2 protein-coding genes (1 of these 2 running past the window's edge) are annotated in these 18,701 nt (G+C 68.1%); both read right to left on the reverse strand.

What is annotated here, in order from left to right; all coding sequences use genetic code 11:
• On the reverse strand, nucleotides 1–17,481 hold the 5' portion of the coding sequence (locus IM733_RS07810; RefSeq protein ID WP_248920323.1) for a non-ribosomal peptide synthase/polyketide synthase. 8,007 nt of this gene lie to the left of the window's left edge; only the first 17,481 of its 25,488 coding nucleotides appear in the window; its start codon is at nucleotides 17,479–17,481; its stop codon lies off the left edge, out of view.
• A gap of 258 nt (nucleotides 17,482–17,739) precedes the next feature.
• Nucleotides 17,740–18,621, reverse strand: coding sequence for a LysR substrate-binding domain-containing protein (locus IM733_RS07815; protein WP_248920324.1), 882 nt, complete (start codon nucleotides 18,619–18,621; stop codon nucleotides 17,740–17,742).
• Between the last annotated feature and the right edge of the window lie 80 nt (nucleotides 18,622–18,701).

Below are 18,701 nucleotides of genomic sequence, written 5' to 3' on the forward strand. Positions count from 1 at the left end.
CGCATGCACGGTCTGCCCCTGCGGGTAGGCCTTGCCGGTGGCATTGAAGCCCTCCAGCACCCGGTGCTGTTCGTTAGCGTCGAGGATCGGCAGTGCATCGACCTGGGCCCCACCGCCTTGCTCCAGGGCCTCGACCAGTTGCGTCAGCGCGCCGGTCATCCAGCCCGCGACCCGTTCGGCGCCGATACCCTGCTGGGCCAGCACGCTCAGGCTGAAGCCCTCGCCCAGGTCGTCCACGCTCAAGGTCAGCGGGTAGTTGCTGCGCTCTTCACCACCGAGCTGGTAGATGCCGTGGAAACTGTCGACATCGGTCGCCGCGCCTGCCGCCGTGTGGCGGTAATTGAGCAAGGCGCTGAACAACGGCGCCGAGGCCGCCACGCCGCTGCAACGCTGGGCCAGTGCCAGCGACGCATGCTCGTGGCCGAGCAACGCCGACAGCCGCTGGTGGGTGACCGCGACTGCCGCGCTGGCGCCCACCGCCGTCTCGATGCGCAGCGGCAACGTGTTGATGAACACCCCAAGCGCCCGGTCGGCGCCCTCGCCGCCTTGCAGGCGCCCCATCAGCACGGTGCCGAACACCACGTCATGCCGCCCGGCCAGCACCCCCACCACGCGGGCCCAGGCCAGGTGCATCAGGCTCGCGGCACTGACGCCGCGCTGTCGTGCCTGCTCGCGCACCCGGCGCGCCAGCGCCGGTTCGAGCAGCTGCCGCGCCTCTTCGATATCGCCGCCGTCGCCCTGCACGTCGGCCAGGCCCATGGGCAGGGTCGGCGCGTCGATATCCCCCAGCAAGTCGCGGAAGAACGCCTCGTGCCCGGCCTCGGCGGCGCCCAGGCGCACCTGGGCCACATAGTTGCGGTAAGGCACCGGGGCCGTCAGCAGGTGCCCACGGCCGGCCAGCAATGCCTGCATCTCGTGAACGATCACCTCCATCGCCGTGTGGTCCAGGGCCAGGTGGTGGAAATGCAGGATCGCCACCACCCGGCGCTGGGCCGGGTCCGCGGCATAGGTCAGGCGCAGCAACGGCGCACGGGTCAGGTCCAGGCGCTGGCGACGGGCATCGAAGTGCGCCTGCAGGTGCTCGACCACGGCCGTCTCGCCCAGCCCGGTGACCTCGTTCACCTCGAGCCTGGCCTGACGCCAGACCACCTGCACCGGCTCGTCCAGACCTTCCCACACCACCGAGGTGCGCAGGATATCGTGGCGGTCGATGACCTGTTGCAGGACAGCGGCGCACGCCTGCAGCCGTGTCAGGTCATCGAACGCCAGCCGCGACTGCAACAGGTAGGGGTCGCCTTGCTCGGCGCTCAGGTGGTGGTAGAGGATGCCCTCCTGCAATGGCGCCAGCGGGTAGATCTCCTGCACGTTGGCCGCGCCGCCCTGCACCGTGGCGACGATGCGATCAATAGCCACCTGGTCGAGGTCGATCAGGCTGAGCATGTCCGGGGTGATATGGGTGGCCCCTTCAGGCACCCGATTGGCCGGCACCTCGACCTCACGACCACTGCCAACGGCCGCGGCCAGCGCGGCCAGGGTCGGCTGGGCGAACAGCACGCGCACGTCGGCGGTGAGCCCGGCCTTGCGCATGCGCTCGATCAGGCTCACCGCCAGCAGCGAGTGGCCGCCGAGTTCGAAGAAGTGGTCGTGGCGGCCGACCCGCTCGACCTTGAGCAACTCGGCCCAGATCGCCGCCAGGGCGGTTTCCACCTCACCCTGGGGTGCCTCGAAGGCGCGGCTGACCACGGACGCGCTATCTGGTTGCGGCAATGCACGGCGGTCGAGCTTGCCGTTGGCGGTCAGTGGCAGTGCGTCCAGTTGTACATACGCCGACGGCAGCATGTAGTCCGGCAATTGGCCTTGCAGTTGCTGATGCAGTTCGGCGATCGCCTGTTGGCCAGTGAAGTAGGCCACCAGGCGCTTGTCGCCCGGGCTGTCCTCGCGCAGCACCACGGCCACGTCGCGGACACCCGCGCACGCCGCCAAACGTGCCTCGATCTCGCCCAGTTCGATACGGAAACCACGCAGTTTGACCTGCTGGTCGGCGCGCCCCAGGTAGCGCAGGGTGCCGTCCGCCTGCCAGCAGGCCAGGTCACCGCTGCGGTACATGGTCCCGCCGTGGAACGGGTCGGCCAGGAAACGCTCGGCGGTTAGCTCGGGCTGGCCCAGGTAGCCCAGGGCCACGCCGTCACCGGCAATGTACAGCTCGCCCACCGCGCCCACCGGCAGCAACTGCCGACGGGCATCGAGCACATAGCAACGGGCGTTGCCGATCGGCTTGCCGATGGGGATGCTGCCCTCTCCCACGCTGACGATTTCGTGGGTGGTGCTGAACGTGGTGGCTTCGGTCGGGCCGTAACCGTTGAGCAGGTGTTGCGGCGCGCCGTCACGCAGCACGCGGGCGATGACTGCCGGGTCCAGCACATCACCGCCGACCATCAGGTAGCGCAGCCTGCGGAACGCCGGCAGCAGGTCATCGGCGAACTGGTGGAACAGCCCGGCCGTCAGCCACAGCACGGTCACGCCCTGGGCCAGCAGTGCGTCTCGGAGGGCCTGGCGCGACAGCACCTGGTCCTGGTCGATCACCACCACCGCGCCGCCATTGAGCAGCGGCGCCCAGACTTCCAGGGTACTGGCGTCGAACGCCGGGTTGGAGGCGAACGCCACCCGGTCCTGGCTGTTGAAATCGGCAAAGCCGTTGTTGATGGCCAGGCGCACGATGGCCCGGTGCGGCACCTGCACCCCTTTCGGCGTGCCAGTGGAGCCGGAGGTGTACATGATGTACGCGGCACTGCCGGCATCCACCGCCAGGTTCAGAGGTTCGCTGGCGTAACGGCCGAGGTCGAGCCGGTCCAGCTCGACCCGGCGCACGCCCTCGACTTGCGGCTGATCGTTATGGGTCAGCAACACCACGGCCTGGCTGTCCGCGACCATGAACGCCTGGCGTTCGACCGGCGCATTGCCGTCCAGCGGCACGAACACCGCCGCGCATTTGCTCACGGCCAACTGGGCCGCCAGCAGGTCAAAGGATCGCGGCAGCAGCAAGGCCACCCGATCACCAGCCTGCACGCCCAGCTCCAGCAGATAGCCCGCCAGTCGATTGGCGTGCTGGTCAAGCGCGCGATAGCTCCAGCGGCGCTCGCCATGGATGACTGCCAGCGCCTCGGGGCTCAATTCGGCGTGCGCCTCGAACAACGCATGCACAGCCCTGTCACGCGGGTAGTCGCGTCGGGTGTGGTTGAACTGGCGCAGCACCCGCTCACGCTCAACCGCAGGCAACGCGACCAGGTTATGCAATGGCGTCACGGGCGCATCTTCCAACGCCTGGGCCAGCTGTGCCAGGGCGGCCAGCAGCAGTTGGCAGACCAACGTGCCATCCACTTGCGCCACGGCCTGCACGGTCAGAGAGAAGCCGCTGCCCAGGTCGTCGACACTGACCACCAACGGGTAGTTGGTGCGTTCGTGGGCGGTCAGCAGCTCGATGCCCACCCAGGCTTCGTGCTGCTCGGTACTGGCGGCGGCGCTGTGGCGGTAGTTCAGCAGGCTGGTGAACAGCGCCTGCGAGGCCGGCACGCCACTGCAGCGCTGGGCCAACGCCAGCGACGCCTGCTCATGGGTCAACAGTTGTGCCAGGCGCTGGTGGGTCAGGCGCACGCCATCGGCCACGCCGGCGGCATTGACGCTGACCCGCAGCGGCAAGGTGTTGATGAACATGCCCAGGGCCTGCTCGGCCCCTTCGCCGCCTTCAAGACGGCCCAGCAGCACGGTGCCGAACACCACCTCTTCGCGGCCGGACAACTGCGCCAGCACCTGGCCCCAGGCCTGGTGCACCAGGCTGGCGACGCTGATCCCCAGTACCCTGGCCTGTGTGCGCAAGCGTTGTGCCAGGGCGATATCGAGCACGTGATGGTGGTCGTGCACCTGGCCGCCATCGCCGCGCACATCGCGCAGGCCGAACACCTGCGTCGGTTCGTCGATATCGCCCAGCAGTGTCCGGAACAGCGCCTCTTGCGCTGGAATATCAGCCCCCAAGCAGGCCTGGGCCACGTAGTTGCGATACGGTACGCCGGGCTCAACCGGCACCGGTGCCCCTTGCAGGTAGCCGGTCAGCTCGCGGCCGATCACTTCCATCGCCACATGGTCGAGGACGATATGGTGCAGTCTTATCGCCGCCAGCAGGCCGGGCCCGTTCGGGTCTTGCCAGTGGTACAGGCGCACCAGTGGCGCCTGCGCCAACGGCAAGCCGTGTGCCAACGCAGCCTCGTCGGCCACTTCGAATACCGCCAGCGCCGTGCGCCGCCAGACTACCTGCACCGCTTGCGGCAGCCCTTCCCAGAGTACCGAGGTGCGCAGCACGTCATGCCGGCCGATGACCTTGTTCAGGGCATCGACGAAGGCTTCCAACCGTTCACGGCTGGCGAAGGCCATGCGTGAGCCGAGCACATAGGGATCGTGCTCCGGCGCGCTGAGGTGGTGGTAGAGAATGCCCTCCTGCAACGGCGCCAGCGGGTAGATATCCTGCACGTTGGCCGCGCCACCCAGCACTGTGGCGACGATACGCTCGATGGCGGCCTGCTCCAGTTCCACCAGGGGCAGCATGTCCGGCGTGATGTAGGTGCAATCGGCCGGGATCAGATTCGCTGGCACCTGCACCTGGCGGCTGTGGCCCAGGGTGGCTGCCAGCGCCGCCACCGTCGGCTGGCCGAACACTGTGCGCACATCAGCTTGCAGGCCGGCCTGGCGCAGGCGCGCGGTCAGGCTCACGGCCAGCAGCGAGTGGCCACCCAGTTCGAAGAAGTTGTCGTGCCGGCCTACTTGCTCGACACCCAGCAACTGCGCCCAGATATCGGCCAGCAAGCGCTCGGTCTCGCCCTGCGGTGCTTCGTACTCGCGCCCTTGCACGTCCGGCACCGGCAGCGCCTTGCGATCAGGCTTACCGTTGGGGGTCAACGGCATCGCGTCGAGGTGAATGAATAGCGCCGGCACCATGTATTCCGGCAACTGCGCCAGCAAAACAGCCCGCAGGTGATCGGCGGCCTGTGGCTCGCCGGTGTGGTACGCCACCAGGCGCGGGCCGCTGTGCGGGTGCTCGTGCACCAGCACCAGCGCTTCGCGTACACCCGCGATCCGGTTCAGGCAGGTCTCGATCTCACCCGGTTCGATGCGCAGGCCACGCAGCTTGATCTGGTGGTCGGTGCGGCCGAGGAACTCCAACACGCCGTCCTGGCGCTGACGCACCAAGTCGCCACTGCGGTACAGACGGTCGCCTTCGACGAACGGGCTGGCAATGAAGCGCTCGGCCTGTTGCTCCGGCAAGCCGAGGTAACCGCGCGTCACCCCGACACCGCCGATGTGCAACTGGCCGGCCACACCGAATGGCACCGGCTGATCATGCGTATCCAGCACGTACAGCCGCGTATTGTCGATCGGCCGGCCGATCGGCAGCGCACCGGACGGCAGCGGATCCTGCGGCTCCAGGATCCAGGCACTGCAATCCACCGTGGTCTCGGTCGGGCCGTAGACGTTGTGCAGCCGCACCTGCGGCAGGCGTTCACGTACCTGGCGGGCCAACGCCTCGGTCAGTTCGCCGCCACCGCAGACAATGTCGGTGAGGCTGGAGCAACGGGCGCTGCCCGCCTGCTCAAGGAACTGCTGCAACAGCGCCGGCACAAACTGCACCACACCGACCCGTTGTTGCTCGATCAGCTCGACCAGGTACTGCGGATCGCGCTGCCCATCCGGGCGCGCCAGCACCAGGCGCAACCCGCTGCACAGCGGCCAGAACAGCTCCCACACCGAGGCGTCGAAACTCACCGGGGTCTTGTGCAGCACGGCGCCGTCTACCGGGAACAGCCCGGCACTCCAGTGCACCAGGTTCACCACGTTGCGGTGCTCGACCATCACGCCCTTGGGCACGCCGGTGGAGCCAGAGGTGTAGATCACATAGGCCAGGTGATCCGAAGTCAGGCCAGGCACCTGCGGGTTGCTGGCCGGCAGCGCCGCCCAGGTCGGCTGATCCAGGTCGACCAGCGTCGTCGGCGATACCACCAGGGCTCGGGTAGCCCCCTGCACCAGTACCGCCCGTGGCTGGCTGTCGCCGAGCATGTGGCTGATGCGCTCGGCCGGATAATCCGGATCGACCGGCACATAGGCGCCACCCGCCTTGAGAATGGCCAGCAGACCAACCACCAGCGACAGGCCTCGTTCGACACAGATCGCCACCCGATCATCGGGTTTTACCCCGAGCGCAATCAGGTGATGGGCCAAACGGTTGGCTTGTTCATTGAGCTGGCGATAGCTTAGCTGGGCACCATCCGCCTGCACGGCAATCGCTTCAGGATGGCGCTCGACCTGCCGTTCAAACAGCGCATGCAGAGGCTGCGTCAGATCGTGGTCTCGTACGGTCGCGTTGCACGCCTGATGCAGATGCTCACGCTCCTCGGGCAACAGCACCGGTACGTGCAGCAACGCCTGCCGGGGCTGCGCATCCAGGCCTTCGGCCAGGGCCTGCAGCACCTGCCGCAGTTGCGCGCAGATCCGTGCGGCGCCCACCGACGCCGGGGCCATGGCCACCAGGCGCAGCCTTTCACCCATGTCGTCCACGCTCAGGCTCAGCGGGTAGTTGCTGCGCTCCTGGCCATCGAGGAACTCGACCCCCTCCCATTCCAGGCGCCGCGCCTCGTCCACCTCACTGCCGTGGCGGTAATTGAGCATGGCGCTGAACAGCGGTGCCGGCGCGGCCACGCCACTGCAACGCTGGGCCAGGGCCAGCGAGGCGTGTTCGTGCACCAGCAGCGCGCTGAGGCGTTGCTGGGTCTGGCGCACGGCCTCTTCGAGCGTCAGCCCTGCCAGGTCCAGGCGCAGCGGCAAGGTATTGATGAACATGCCCAGGGCGCGCTCGGCGCCCTCGCCCGCTTCCAGGCGCCCCAGCAGCACGGTGCCGAACACCACGCGGTCGGTGCCGCTGACCGCGGCCAGCAGGCGTGCATAGGCCAGGTGGAACAGGCTGGCGACGCTGATGCCCAGGCGCCGCGCCTGGTGGCGCAGTTGCGCGGCCAGGGCGTCATCCAGCCACAGCTGCGCCTCCTCGATACCCAGGCCGTCACCTTGCACATCGCCCAGGCCGAACGGCAGGGTCGGCTCGTCGATATCGCCCAGTTGCGCGCGGAAGAACGCCTCGTGCTCGGCCTGGCTGACGCCCAGGCGCGCCTGGGCCACGTAGTTGCGATAAGGCACCGGCGCCTGGAGCGGTGTGCCAGCCCCTTGCAAGTAGCCCAGCAGCTCCTGGCCGATCACCTCCAATGCGGTGTGGTCGAGGACGATATGGTGGAACTGCAACAGCGCTTCGATGCGCTGATTGCCCGTCGCCGGGCCATGGAGCAGGCGAATCAGCGGTGCCTGCCCGATATCGAGGGACTGCGTGCGCTGCGCGTCGAGCGGTGCGACCTGCAACGCGGCCTCGCGCCAGACCACCTGTACCGGCTGCGGCAAGCCATCCCACAGCACCGAGGTGCGTAGCACGTCATGCCGGGCGATGGCTTGGCGCAGCGCGTCGGCAAATACGTGCAGGCGCGCCGGGCTGTCGAAGGCAATGCGCGATTGCAGCACGTAGGGGTCGTGCTCCGGCGAACTGAGGTGGTGGTAGAGAATCCCCTCCTGCAACGGCGCCAGTGGGTAGATATCCTGCACATTGGCCGCGCCACCCGGCACCGTGGCAACGATCCGCTCGATATCAGATTGTTCCAGCGTCACCATGGGCAGCATGTCTGGCGTGATATGCGTGCAACCGGCGGGAATCAGATTGGCCGGGGCCTGCACCTGACGGCTTTGGCCCAATGTGGCGGCCAGCGCCGCCACCGTCGGCTGGCCGAACAAGGTGCGCACATCGGCGTCCACGCCCGCCTGCCGCAAGCGCGCGGTAAGGCTCACGGCCAGCAGCGAATGGCCGCCCAGTTCGAAGAAGTTGTCGTGCCGCCCCACCTGCTCAACGCCCAGCACCTCGGCCCAGATTGCCGCCATCGCGGCCTCGGTTTCGCCCGCTGGCGCGACATAGGCCTGCTGCGCCTGGAGCATAGGTTCCGGCAGCGCCTTGCGGTCGAGCTTGCCGTGAGGGGTCAGCGGCATGGCGTCCAGGCGCGTGAAGGCCTGAGGCACCAGGTGCGCCGGCAGGCAGGATTGCAGGCCTTGGCGCAGAGCCTCGACATCGACCGGCGCCACCTCGGTGAACCAGGCCAGCAGGCGTTCGTTGCGCACCAGCACTACGGCGTCGGCAATGCCCGGTTGGGCCTTCAGCGCCGCTTCGATCTCACCCAACTCCACCCGCACACCGCGAACCTTCACCTGGTCGTCGTTGCGCCCCTGGTAATCCAAGGTGCCGTCGGCGTTCCAGCGCACCAGATCGCCGCTGCGATACATCCGCGCCCCCGGCTCGTCACTGAACGGATCGGCGAGGAAGCGCTCCTCGGTCAGGTCGGGACGGTTGAAGTAGCCTCGGGCAACCTGGGCGCCGCCAATGTACAGCTCGCCGATCACGCCCACCGGCACCGGCTGGCGGTGCGCGTCCAGCACATAGGCCCGCAGGTTGGCGATGGGTTTGCCAATATGCAGCGCCCCGCCTGGAACCACCGTACCGGCTGTCGCCACCACCGTGGTTTCGGTCGGGCCGTAGTTGTTGACCAGGGCGAAACCTGGGTCGCGGTCGAACTGGCGCAGGCGGTCACCGCCCACCAGCAGCGTGCGCAGGGTCGGGTGCTGACGCTCGCGGCGCAGTGCCTGCTCGGCCACAGGCGTGGGCAGGAAGCTGACCTGCAACGGCTGCTCCAGCCACCAGTCGAGCAGCTCGTCCACGTGCTCACCGGCAATATGAGCCGGTGGCAAGTGCAGCGCTGCCCCGCTGCACAGCGCCGGCCAGACCTCGAAAGCCATGGCGTCGAAGCCGAACCCGGCGACGCTTGAGGTATGGCTGCCCGCCTGCAACGCGAAGGCTTCGCGGTGCCAGTGCAGCAGGTTGGCCAGGGTGCGGTGCTCGACCATCACGCCCTTGGGCTGGCCGGTGGAACCCGAGGTGTAGATCACATAGGCCAGCTGACGGTCGTCCAGCCCCGCTACGACGGGGTTGCTGTCGCGCTCATCGAACCAGGCGCCGCCATCCAGATTGACGGCCGACACCTCGCCCACCAACGCTGCGGTGGTCGACTCGACCAGTACCAACGCTGGCCTGCTATCGCTAAGCAGGTAGGCGATACGGTCGGCCGGATAGCTCGGATCGACCGGTACATAGGCGGCACCAGCCTTGAGCGCGGCGAGCATGGCCACCAGCCGTTGCGGGCCCCGCTCTAGGCACAGTGCCACCCGGTCGCCACAGGTAACGCCGTGCTCGATCAGATGATGGGCCAGGCGGTTGGCGCACAGGTTCAGCTCGCCGTAGCTCATCCGCCGCTCACCTTGCACCACCGCCAACGCCTCGGGCGCCGCCACGGCACAGGCCTCGACCATCGCATGCACGGTCTGCCCCTGGGGATAGGCCCTGGCGGTAGCGTTGAAGTCCACCAGCACCTGGCGCAACGCTTTGTCATCGAGCATCGCCACCTGGTCGAGCGCCTGCCTTGGGGCATGTTCCAGCGCCTGTACCAGGCGGGCCAGCACATTGACCATCCCGGTCGCGACCTGGGCGGCATCGATGCCCTCGACGGCCAGCACGCTCAGGCCGAAGCCCTCGCCCAGGTCGTCCACGCTCAAGGTCAGCGGGTAGTTGCTGCGCTCCTCGCCGCCCAGCAGCCGCACGCCTTGCCAGATGCCCTCGCCGTCGCGGGCGACCGCCCCTGCGCTGTGGCGATAGTTGAGCAAGGCGCTGAACAGCGGCGCCGAGGCTGGCACACCGCTGCAACGCTGGGCCAACGCCAACGGTGCGTGTTCATGCCCGAGCAGCGCCGACAAGCGCTGGTGAGTGGCCTGCAACGCCTGCTCCAGCGGTTGCGAGGTCTCCACCCGCAACGGCAAGGTATTGATGAACATGCCCAACGCCCGGTCGGCACCTTCGCCACCTTGCAGGCGGCCCATCAGCACGGTACCGAACACCACGTCATGCCGCCCGGCCAACACGCCCACCACGCGGGCCCAGGCCAAGTGCACCAGGCTGGCGGCGCTGACCCCACGTGCGCGGGCTTGCGCGCGCAGCACCATGGCCAACGCAGGCTCCAGGGTCAATCCGGCGTGTTCGATGCGACCGCCGTCGCCCTGTACATCGGCCAGGCCGAACGGCAAGGTCGGCTCGTCGATATCGCCAAGCTGCTCACGGAAGAACGCCTCATGGCGGGCCGCGTCATCACCGAGGCACACTTGGGCGACGTAGTTGCGATACGGCACCGCGGTCGGCAAGTTGGCGCTCCGGCCATCGAGCAGTGCCTGCATTTCCTCGCCGACCACGGCCATGGCCGCGTGGTCCAGGGTCAGGTGGTGGAATTGCAGGATCGCCACCCATTCGCCATGGCGTGGATCCTCGGCATAGACCAGCCGCAACAGCGGCGCCCGCGACAGGTCCAGGCGCTGCTGGCGAGCATCGAAACGCGCCTGCAGTTGCTCGATCACCGCCTCTTCGCCCAGCCCGGTGACCGCGACAGTGTCCAGCCGGGCTTCGCGCCAGACCACCTGCACCGGCTGCGCCAGCCCCTCCCACACCACCGACGTGCGCAGGATGTCATGCCGCGCGATGACCTGTTGCAGGGCCTTGGCCCAAGTCTGCAGGCGCGCCAGGCTGTCGAACGCCAGCCGCGACTGCAACAGGTAGGGGTCGCCTTGCTCGGCACTCAGGTGGTGGTAGAGGATGCCCTCCTGCAATGGCGCCAGCGGGTAGATCTCCTGCACGTTGGCCGCGCCGCCCTGCACCGTGGCGACGATGCGATCAATAGCCACCTGGTCGAGGTCGATCAGGCTGAGCATGTCCGGGGTGATATGGGTGGCCCCTTCAGGCACCCGATTGGCCGGCACCTCGACCTCACGACCACTGCCCACGGCAGCGGCCAGCGCGGCCAGGGTCGGCTGGGCGAACAGCACGCGCACGTCGGCGGTGAGCCCGGCCTTGCGCATGCGCTCGATCAGGCTCACCGCCAGCAGCGAGTGGCCGCCGAGTTCGAAGAAGTGGTCGTGGCGGCCGACCCGCTCGACCTTGAGCAACTCGGCCCAGATCGCCGCCAGGGCGGTTTCCACCTCACCCTGGGGTGCCTCGAAGGCGCGGCTGACCACGGACGCGCTATCTGGTTGCGGCAATGCACGGCGGTCGAGCTTGCCGTTGGCGGTCAGTGGCAGTGCGTCCAGTTGTACATACGCCGACGGCAGCATGTAGTCCGGCAGTTGGCCTTGCAGTTGCTGGTGCAACTCGGCGATTGCTTCATGGCCAGTGAAATAAGCCACCAGGCGCTTGTCGCCCGGGGCGTCCTCGCGCAGCACCACGGCCACGTCACGCACACCTGTGCACGCCGCCAAACGCGCCTCGATCTCGCCCAGTTCGATACGGAAACCACGCAGTTTGACCTGCTGGTCGGCGCGGCCCAGGTAGCGCAGGGTGCCGTCCGCCTGCCAGCAGGCCAGGTCACCGCTGCGGTACATGGTCCCGCCGTGGAACGGGTCGGCCAGGAAACGCTCGGCGGTCAGCTCGGGCTGGCCCAGGTAGCCCAGGGCCACGCCGTCACCGGCAATGTACAGCTCGCCCACCGCGCCCACCGGCAGCAACTGCCGACGGGCATCGAGCACATAGCAACGGGCGTTGCCGATCGGCTTGCCGATGGGGATGCTGCCCTCTCCCACGCTGACGATTTCGTGGGTGGTGCTGAACGTGGTGGCTTCGGTCGGGCCGTAACCGTTGAGCAGGTGTTGCGGCGCGCCGTCACGCAGCACGCGGGCGATGACTGCCGGGTCCAACACATCACCGCCGACCATCAGGTAGCGCAGCCTGCGGAACGCCGGTAGCAGGTCATCGGCGAACTGGTGGAACAGCCCGGCCGTCAGCCACAGCACGGTCACGCCCTGGGCCAGCAGTGCGTCTCGGAGGGCCTGGCGCGACAGCACCTGATCCTGGTCGATCACCACCACCGCGCCGCCATTGAGCAGCGGCGCCCAGACTTCCAGGGTGCTGGCGTCGAACGCCGGGTTGGAGGCGAACGCCACCCGGTCCTGGTTATTGATATCGGCAAAGCCGTTGTTGATGGCCAGGCGCACGATGGCCCGGTGCGGCACCTGCACCCCTTTCGGCGTGCCAGTGGAGCCGGAGGTGTACATGATGTACGCGGCACTGCCGGCATCCACCGCCAGGTTCAGAGGTTCGCTGGCGTAACGGCCGAGGTCGAGCCGGTCCAGCTCGACCCGGCGCGCGCCCTCGATTTGCGGCTGATCGTTATGGGTCAGCAACACCACGGCCTGGCTGTCCGCGACCATGAACGCCTGGCGCTCGACCGGCGCGTTGCCGTCCAGCGGCACGAACACCGCCGCGCATTTGCTCACGGCCAACTGGGCCGCCAGCAGGTCGAAGGAACGGGGCAGCAGCAAGGCCACCCGGTCGCCAGGTTGCACGCCATGCTCGACCAGGCAATGGGCCAGGCGATTGGCCTGGGCCTCGAGCTGGGCATAGCACCAGCGTTGCTGCCCATGCACCACCGCCAACGCTTGCGGCGTGCGCAAGGCATGCTCTTCGAACAGCCGGTGCAGCGGCTGGACGCGAGGATAGTCACGTAGCGTGGCATTGAACCGGTGCAGCACGCGATCACGCTCGGCTGCCGGTACGCCATGCAGGCTGTGCAAGGCGGTCGACGGCGCCTGTTCAAGCGCCGTGACCAGCTGTTCCAGGGCCAGGTGCAGCAGTTGGCAGACCTGATCGCCCGCCACCGGCGCCACCGCCTGAACCGTCAAGCGCAAATCACTGCCGAAGTCATCGACACTGACCACCAGGGGATAGTTGCTGCGTTCCTGCGCCTCCAGCAACTCGATGCCCTGCCACACCGGCCCCTGGGCCGGCTGCCCCGCGCTGTGGCGGTAGTTCAGCAGGCTGGTGAACAACGCCAGCGAGGCCGGCACGCCACTGCAGCGCTGGGCCAGCGCCAGCGACGCCTGCTCATGGGCCAGCAGGTGCGCCAGGCGTTCATGGGTCAGGCGCACGCCATCGGCCACGCCACCGGCACCGACACTGACCCGCAGCGGCAAGGTGTTGATGAACATGCCCAGCGCCCGGTCGGCGCCCTCGCCACCCTGCAGGCGGCCGAGCAGCACGGTGCCGAACACCACCTCTTCGCGGCCGGAGAGTTGCGCCAGCACCTGGCCCCAGGCCTGGTGCACCAGGCTGGCGACACTGATCCCCAGCGCCCTGGCCTGCTCGCGCAGGCGGGCGGCCAGGGTCGATGCCACAGGCAGGCGGCTGTCGCTCACCGGCCGGTTGCCGACCGAGACCTCGCGCAGGCCGTACACTTCGGTCGGCTCGTCGATATCGCCCAGCAGCTCGCTAAACAGGGCTTCATCACCCTCACGGTCCACGCCCAGTCGCGCCTGGGCGACGTAACTGCGGTAGGCAATGCTCGGTGGCAAGTCGTCCCGCCCCTGCAGCAGGGCCCCAACCTCGGTCACCAGCTGCTCCACGGCCGTGTGGTCGAGCAGGATGTGGTGCAGCAGCAGGGTGGCCTCCAGGCGGTCGCCCTCGACATGACTGCTCAGGCGCATCAGCGGCGCGCGTCCCAGATCCAGGCGTGGCACCTCCAGCGCAGCAGTCAGCAGCAGCGGCGCCTCGCGCCAGACCACCTGCACGGCTTCCTCCAAGCCCTGCCAGTGCACGCTGGTGCGCAGGATGTCATGGCGGGCGATGACCCGGTTCAACGCCACCACAAATGCGTCCAGCGCGGCCTGCCCGGCGAAGGCGAAGCGCGCCTGCACCACATAGGGGTCGGCGCCTTCGCTGGCCAGGTGGTGGTAGAGGATGCCCTGTTGCAGCGGGGCCAGACCGTAGATGTCCTGGACATTGGCCACACCACCAGGGATGCGCATCAGCAGCGTATCGATGGCGCTCTGGTCGAGGCTGGCCAGGGGCAGCATGGCCGGGGTGATGCGTGCGCAGTTCGCGGGGATGAGGTTGTCCGGCACCGTGACGGGCGCCTGCCCGCCCACTGCGGCGGCCAGCGCTGCCACGGTGGGCCGGCCAAACAGGACGCGCACATCGGCATGCAACGCCTGCTGGCGCATCCGCTCCACCAGCCTTACCGCCAGCAGCGAATGCCCGCCCAGCTCGAAGAAATTGTCATGCCGCCCTATGCGCTGCACACCCAACAGGTCCGACCAGATGGCCGCCAGCCGTTGCTCAGCCTCGCCCATGGGCGCCTCGTACTGTCGCGTTTGCGCCTCCGGTGCCGGCAATGCGTTGCGGTCGAGCTTGCCGTTGGGGGACAGCGGCATGGCATCCAGATGCATGAACAACGCGGGCACCATGTACTCCGGCACATGCTCCAGCAGGGCGTCACGCAGGTGCTCGGCGGGGTGCTCCACGCCGCAGTAGTAGGCCACCAGGCGCGGGCCGCTGTGCGGATGCGCGTGCACCAGCGCCAGCGCTTCGCGTACACCTGCGACGGCATTCAGGGCCATCTCGATCTCACCGGGTTCGATGCGCAGGCCATGCAGTTTGATCTGCTGGTCGGTGCGGCCAAGGAACTCGAGGACGCCGTCCTCGCGCTGGCGTACCAAGTCGCCACTGCGGTACAGGCGTTCACCCTTGACGAACGGGCTGGCGATGAAGCGCTCGGCCTGCTGTTCCGGCAAACCCAGGTAACCGCGCGTCACCCCGGCCCCGCCAATATGCAGGTGCCCGGCGACGCCCCAGGGCAATGGCTGGTCGGCACTGTCCAGCACGTACAGCCGGGTGTTGTCGATCGGCCGACCAATCGGCAGCGGGCCTGGTGGCAGCGGATCCTGCGGTTCCAGGGTCCACACGCTGCAGTCCACCGTGGTCTCGGTCGGGCCGTAGACGTTGTGCAGCCGTACCTGCGGCAGGCGCTCGCGCATCAGGCGGGCCAGCGCCTCGGTCAGCTCGCCACCGCCACAGACGATATCGGTGAGGGAAGCGCAACGCGCACTGCCCGCCTGTTCGAGGAATTGCTGCAGCAGCGCCGGCACGAACTGCACCACAGCGACTTGCTGCTGTTCGATCAACTCGACCAGGTACTGCGGATCGCGCTGCCCATCCGGGCGCGCCAGCACCAGGCGCAGCCCACTGCACAGCGGCCAGAACAGCTCCCACACCGAGGCGTCGAAGCTCACCGGGGTCTTGTGCAGCACAGCCCCCTCGGCCGGGAACAACCCGGCGCTCCAGTGCACCAGGTTGACCACGTTGCGGTGCTCGACCATCACGCCCTTGGGCACGCCGGTGGAGCCGGAGGTGTAGATCACATAGGCCAGGCTGCGCGGCGTCAGCTCAGGCACCAAGGGATTGCGCCCTGGCAAGGCGCCCCAGGTCGGCTGATCGAGGTCGACCCTCGGTACCTCGGTGGTCCCTGCAACGGCACGCGTGGCAGCGTGCACCAGCACCGCGACCGGCGCGCTGTCGTCAAGCATGTGGCGGATGCGTTCGCCCGGATAGGCCGGGTCGACCGGCACATAGGCGCCGCCGGCCTTGAGGATGGCCAGCAAACCGACGAGCAAGGAAGGCCCGCGCTCGACACAGATCGCCACGCGGTCGTCCGGCTTCACACCCAGCCCGATCAGGTGGTGGGCCAGGCGGTTGGCCTGCTCGTTGAGCTGGCCATAGGTCAGTTGCCCGTCTTCGGCCTGGACCGCGATGGCCTGCGGCTGTGCCTGCGCCCGGTGCTCGAACAAGGCGTGCAGCGGCAGGTCCAGGTCATGGGCCACCGCCGTGGCATTGCAGTCCACCAACAGGTGCTGGCGCTCCCCCGCTGTCAGCACTGGCAGGCGCAGCAATGGCAAGTCCGGCTCGCCTTCGAGCGCCTCGACCAGGCTTTCGAAGACCTGCTCCAACTGCTCGCACAAGCGCTCGGCCCCCCAGGCGGCAAGCGCCTGGACGGTCAGGCGCAAGTCCTCCCCAAGGTCATCGACCGCCAGGCTCAATGGATAGTTGGTCCGCTCCTCGGCACCGACCACATCGACCCCCGGCGCTACCGCGATCACCTCGGCGGCATCGCCCGCGGCGCTGTGCCGGTAGTTGACCATGCTGTTAAACAACGGCGTCGGCGCGACCACGCCGCTGCAACGCTGCGCCAAGGCCAACGGCGCCTGCTCGTGGCCCAGCAGGGCGGTGAGCACGCGATGCGTGGCCAGCAACCCCTCGCGCACACCCTGCCCGCCCAGGTCGACGCGCAACGGCAAGGTGTTGATGAACATCCCCAGCGCCTGCTCGCTGCCCTCGCCGGCCGCCATGCGCCCGAGCAGCACGCTGCCGAACACCACCGACGCTCGCCCGGACAGCGCCCCCAGCAGGCGCGCCAAGCCCAGGTGCATGACACTGGCCGGGCTCACCCCCAACAGGCGCGCCTGGGTGCGCAGGCGCTGGCTGAGCGAGGGTGCCAGGGTCAGCCGTGCTTCTTCGATCGACTGGTTGCCCACTTCGCGCACCGCGAAGGCCAGGGTCGGCTCGTCGATGTCCGCCAGCATTGCCCGGAAGAACGCTTCATGGGCCCGTTCATCACGGGCCAAGCGGGCCCGGGCCAGCAGGTCGCGGAACGGCACGGGGGCCGGCAGTTGCTCGCCTTCGCCGGCCAGGCAGGCCTGGATCTCCCGGCGCACGATGTCCAGCCCAGTGTGGTCCATCACCGTGTGGTGGAACAGCAACAGCGCCACCACCTGCCCGCCCGGCTCGACGGCGTGCACCAGCCGCAGCAGCGGCGCCTGGCCCAAGTTCATGCGGTAGTGGCTGGCGTCATGGCGTGCACGTAGCTGGGCCAGGGCGTCCCCCTGCGCCTCGAAGTCGATCCGCTCGCTGTTGAGCGGCGCCCGGCGCCAGACCACCTGCAACGGCTCGTCCAGGTTTTCCCAGACCAATGCCGTGCGCAGGATGTCGTGCCGCTGGATCACCCAGTCCAGCGCCTCGGCGAACGCCTCAAGATGAGCTTCGCTGGCCAGGCGCAGTTGCGCCTGCAGAATGTACGGGTCGCCATCGTGGCTGGCGAGATGGTGGTAGAGCATGCCCTCCTGCAGGGGGGCCAGGGGATAGATGTCCTGCACGTTGGCCGCCCCGCCAGGCACCGTGGCGACGATGCGGTCGATGGCGGCCTGGTCGAGGTCGACCAGCGGCAACATGGCCGGCGTGATGCGCAGCGCCGGGCTCAGCCAATCGTTGTCCTGCTCCGCGAGCATCTCCAGCAAGGCCTGCTTGTGCGCCGCCAGGGCGTCCCACAGGGCGTCGTCGAGGGCATCGTCATCGCCGTCGACGACCAGGTCGGCCTCGTCGCGCTGAAGCCTGATCGCACGGGTAGAGAGCGTTGCCATGAGTTCGCTGAAGAGCATCGGTAAGCATCCTGCTTTGCCAGTCGGAAATGCTCGGAACGCTAATGGATCGGGGGTGGGGGGGATGACATGGGAAGGGGGGACAAAGGCCTGGGGCCTGGGCCTGCATGCCTTGGCGCCTTGCGGCGCATCGCGGACGAATCCGCTCCTACAGGCAACCTACGTAGGAGCGGATTCATCCGCGATGCGCTGCGCGGGCGGCGCTCGACCTCATCGGTGCTGCAACGTGCTCGACTAACACCGGCAAAGGCCTGCCGCTCAGAGCGCGTTGACCGCCAGCAGTTGTGTCAGCACATCGGCCAGCGCCTTGACCATCACATCCGCCGTCGGCCGATGCACGATCACGATCTCGTAGCTGTCGACCTCCGGCAGCCCCTGCGCGCTGCCCAGCACCCGGTGTTCGGCGGTTGCCGCCCGCGGCGGCAGCAAGCTGACACCCATGCCATCGGCCACCGCGGCCTGGATACCGCTCAGGCTCGAGCTGGTGAAACTGATGCGCCAGCGCCGCCCCATGCCTTCGATCGCGCTGATCATGTCGTCACGGTACAAGCCGCGTGGCGGGAAGGTCACCAGGGGGATCGGGTCGAGGTCGAAGGATGGCGCGCGCTCACTGTCGATCCACTGCAACCGCTCAGGCCAGCAGGCCACGCCTTCCCGGCTGTTGCGTCGCTGCTTGAGCAGCACCAGGTCCAGCTCACCGTTGTCATAGGCCTGGCTCAGGTCGCGGCACAGCCCGCTGGTGACTTCCAGCTTGACTTGCGGATGGCGCCGGCTGAACGCCGCCAAGGCGTTGGTGGTACGCCCACCCACGAAATCCTCGGGCACGCCGAGGCGCACGGTGACGCCGACCATCGCCCCGGCCAGGGCCTCGAGCATCTGGTCGTTCAAGGCCAGCATATGGCGGGCGTAACCCAGCAACGTCTGACCGGCATCGGTGGGCAGCACATCGCGATTGCCACGTACCAGCAAGCGATGCCCGACCATGTCTTCCAGGCGTCGGACTTTCTGGCTGATGGTGGACTGGGTAGAGTGCAGGCGCGCCGCTGCGGTGGTGAAACTGCCGCAATCGGCGACCACGACGATGGCGCGCAGCAGATCGAGGTCGAACAGGGCTCTATTCGGTTTTACGCTGATGGACATTCAAGTATTCGATTTATGAATGGCAAAGCGAATTTCTACCATGCCCCTTGTCGCCCGACAACCGTAGGAGCCCGCTTGCT

The organism is Pseudomonas entomophila (assembly GCF_023277925.1).
Classification (GTDB): domain Bacteria; phylum Pseudomonadota; class Gammaproteobacteria; order Pseudomonadales; family Pseudomonadaceae; genus Aquipseudomonas; species Aquipseudomonas entomophila_D.

Bases quoted from the DNA above. Each gene is read 5' to 3' on its own strand.
- IM733_RS07815 (WP_248920324.1), bottom strand. From the start codon at position 18,621: ATGTCCATCAGCGTAAAACCGAATAGAGCCCTGTTCGACCTCGATCTG.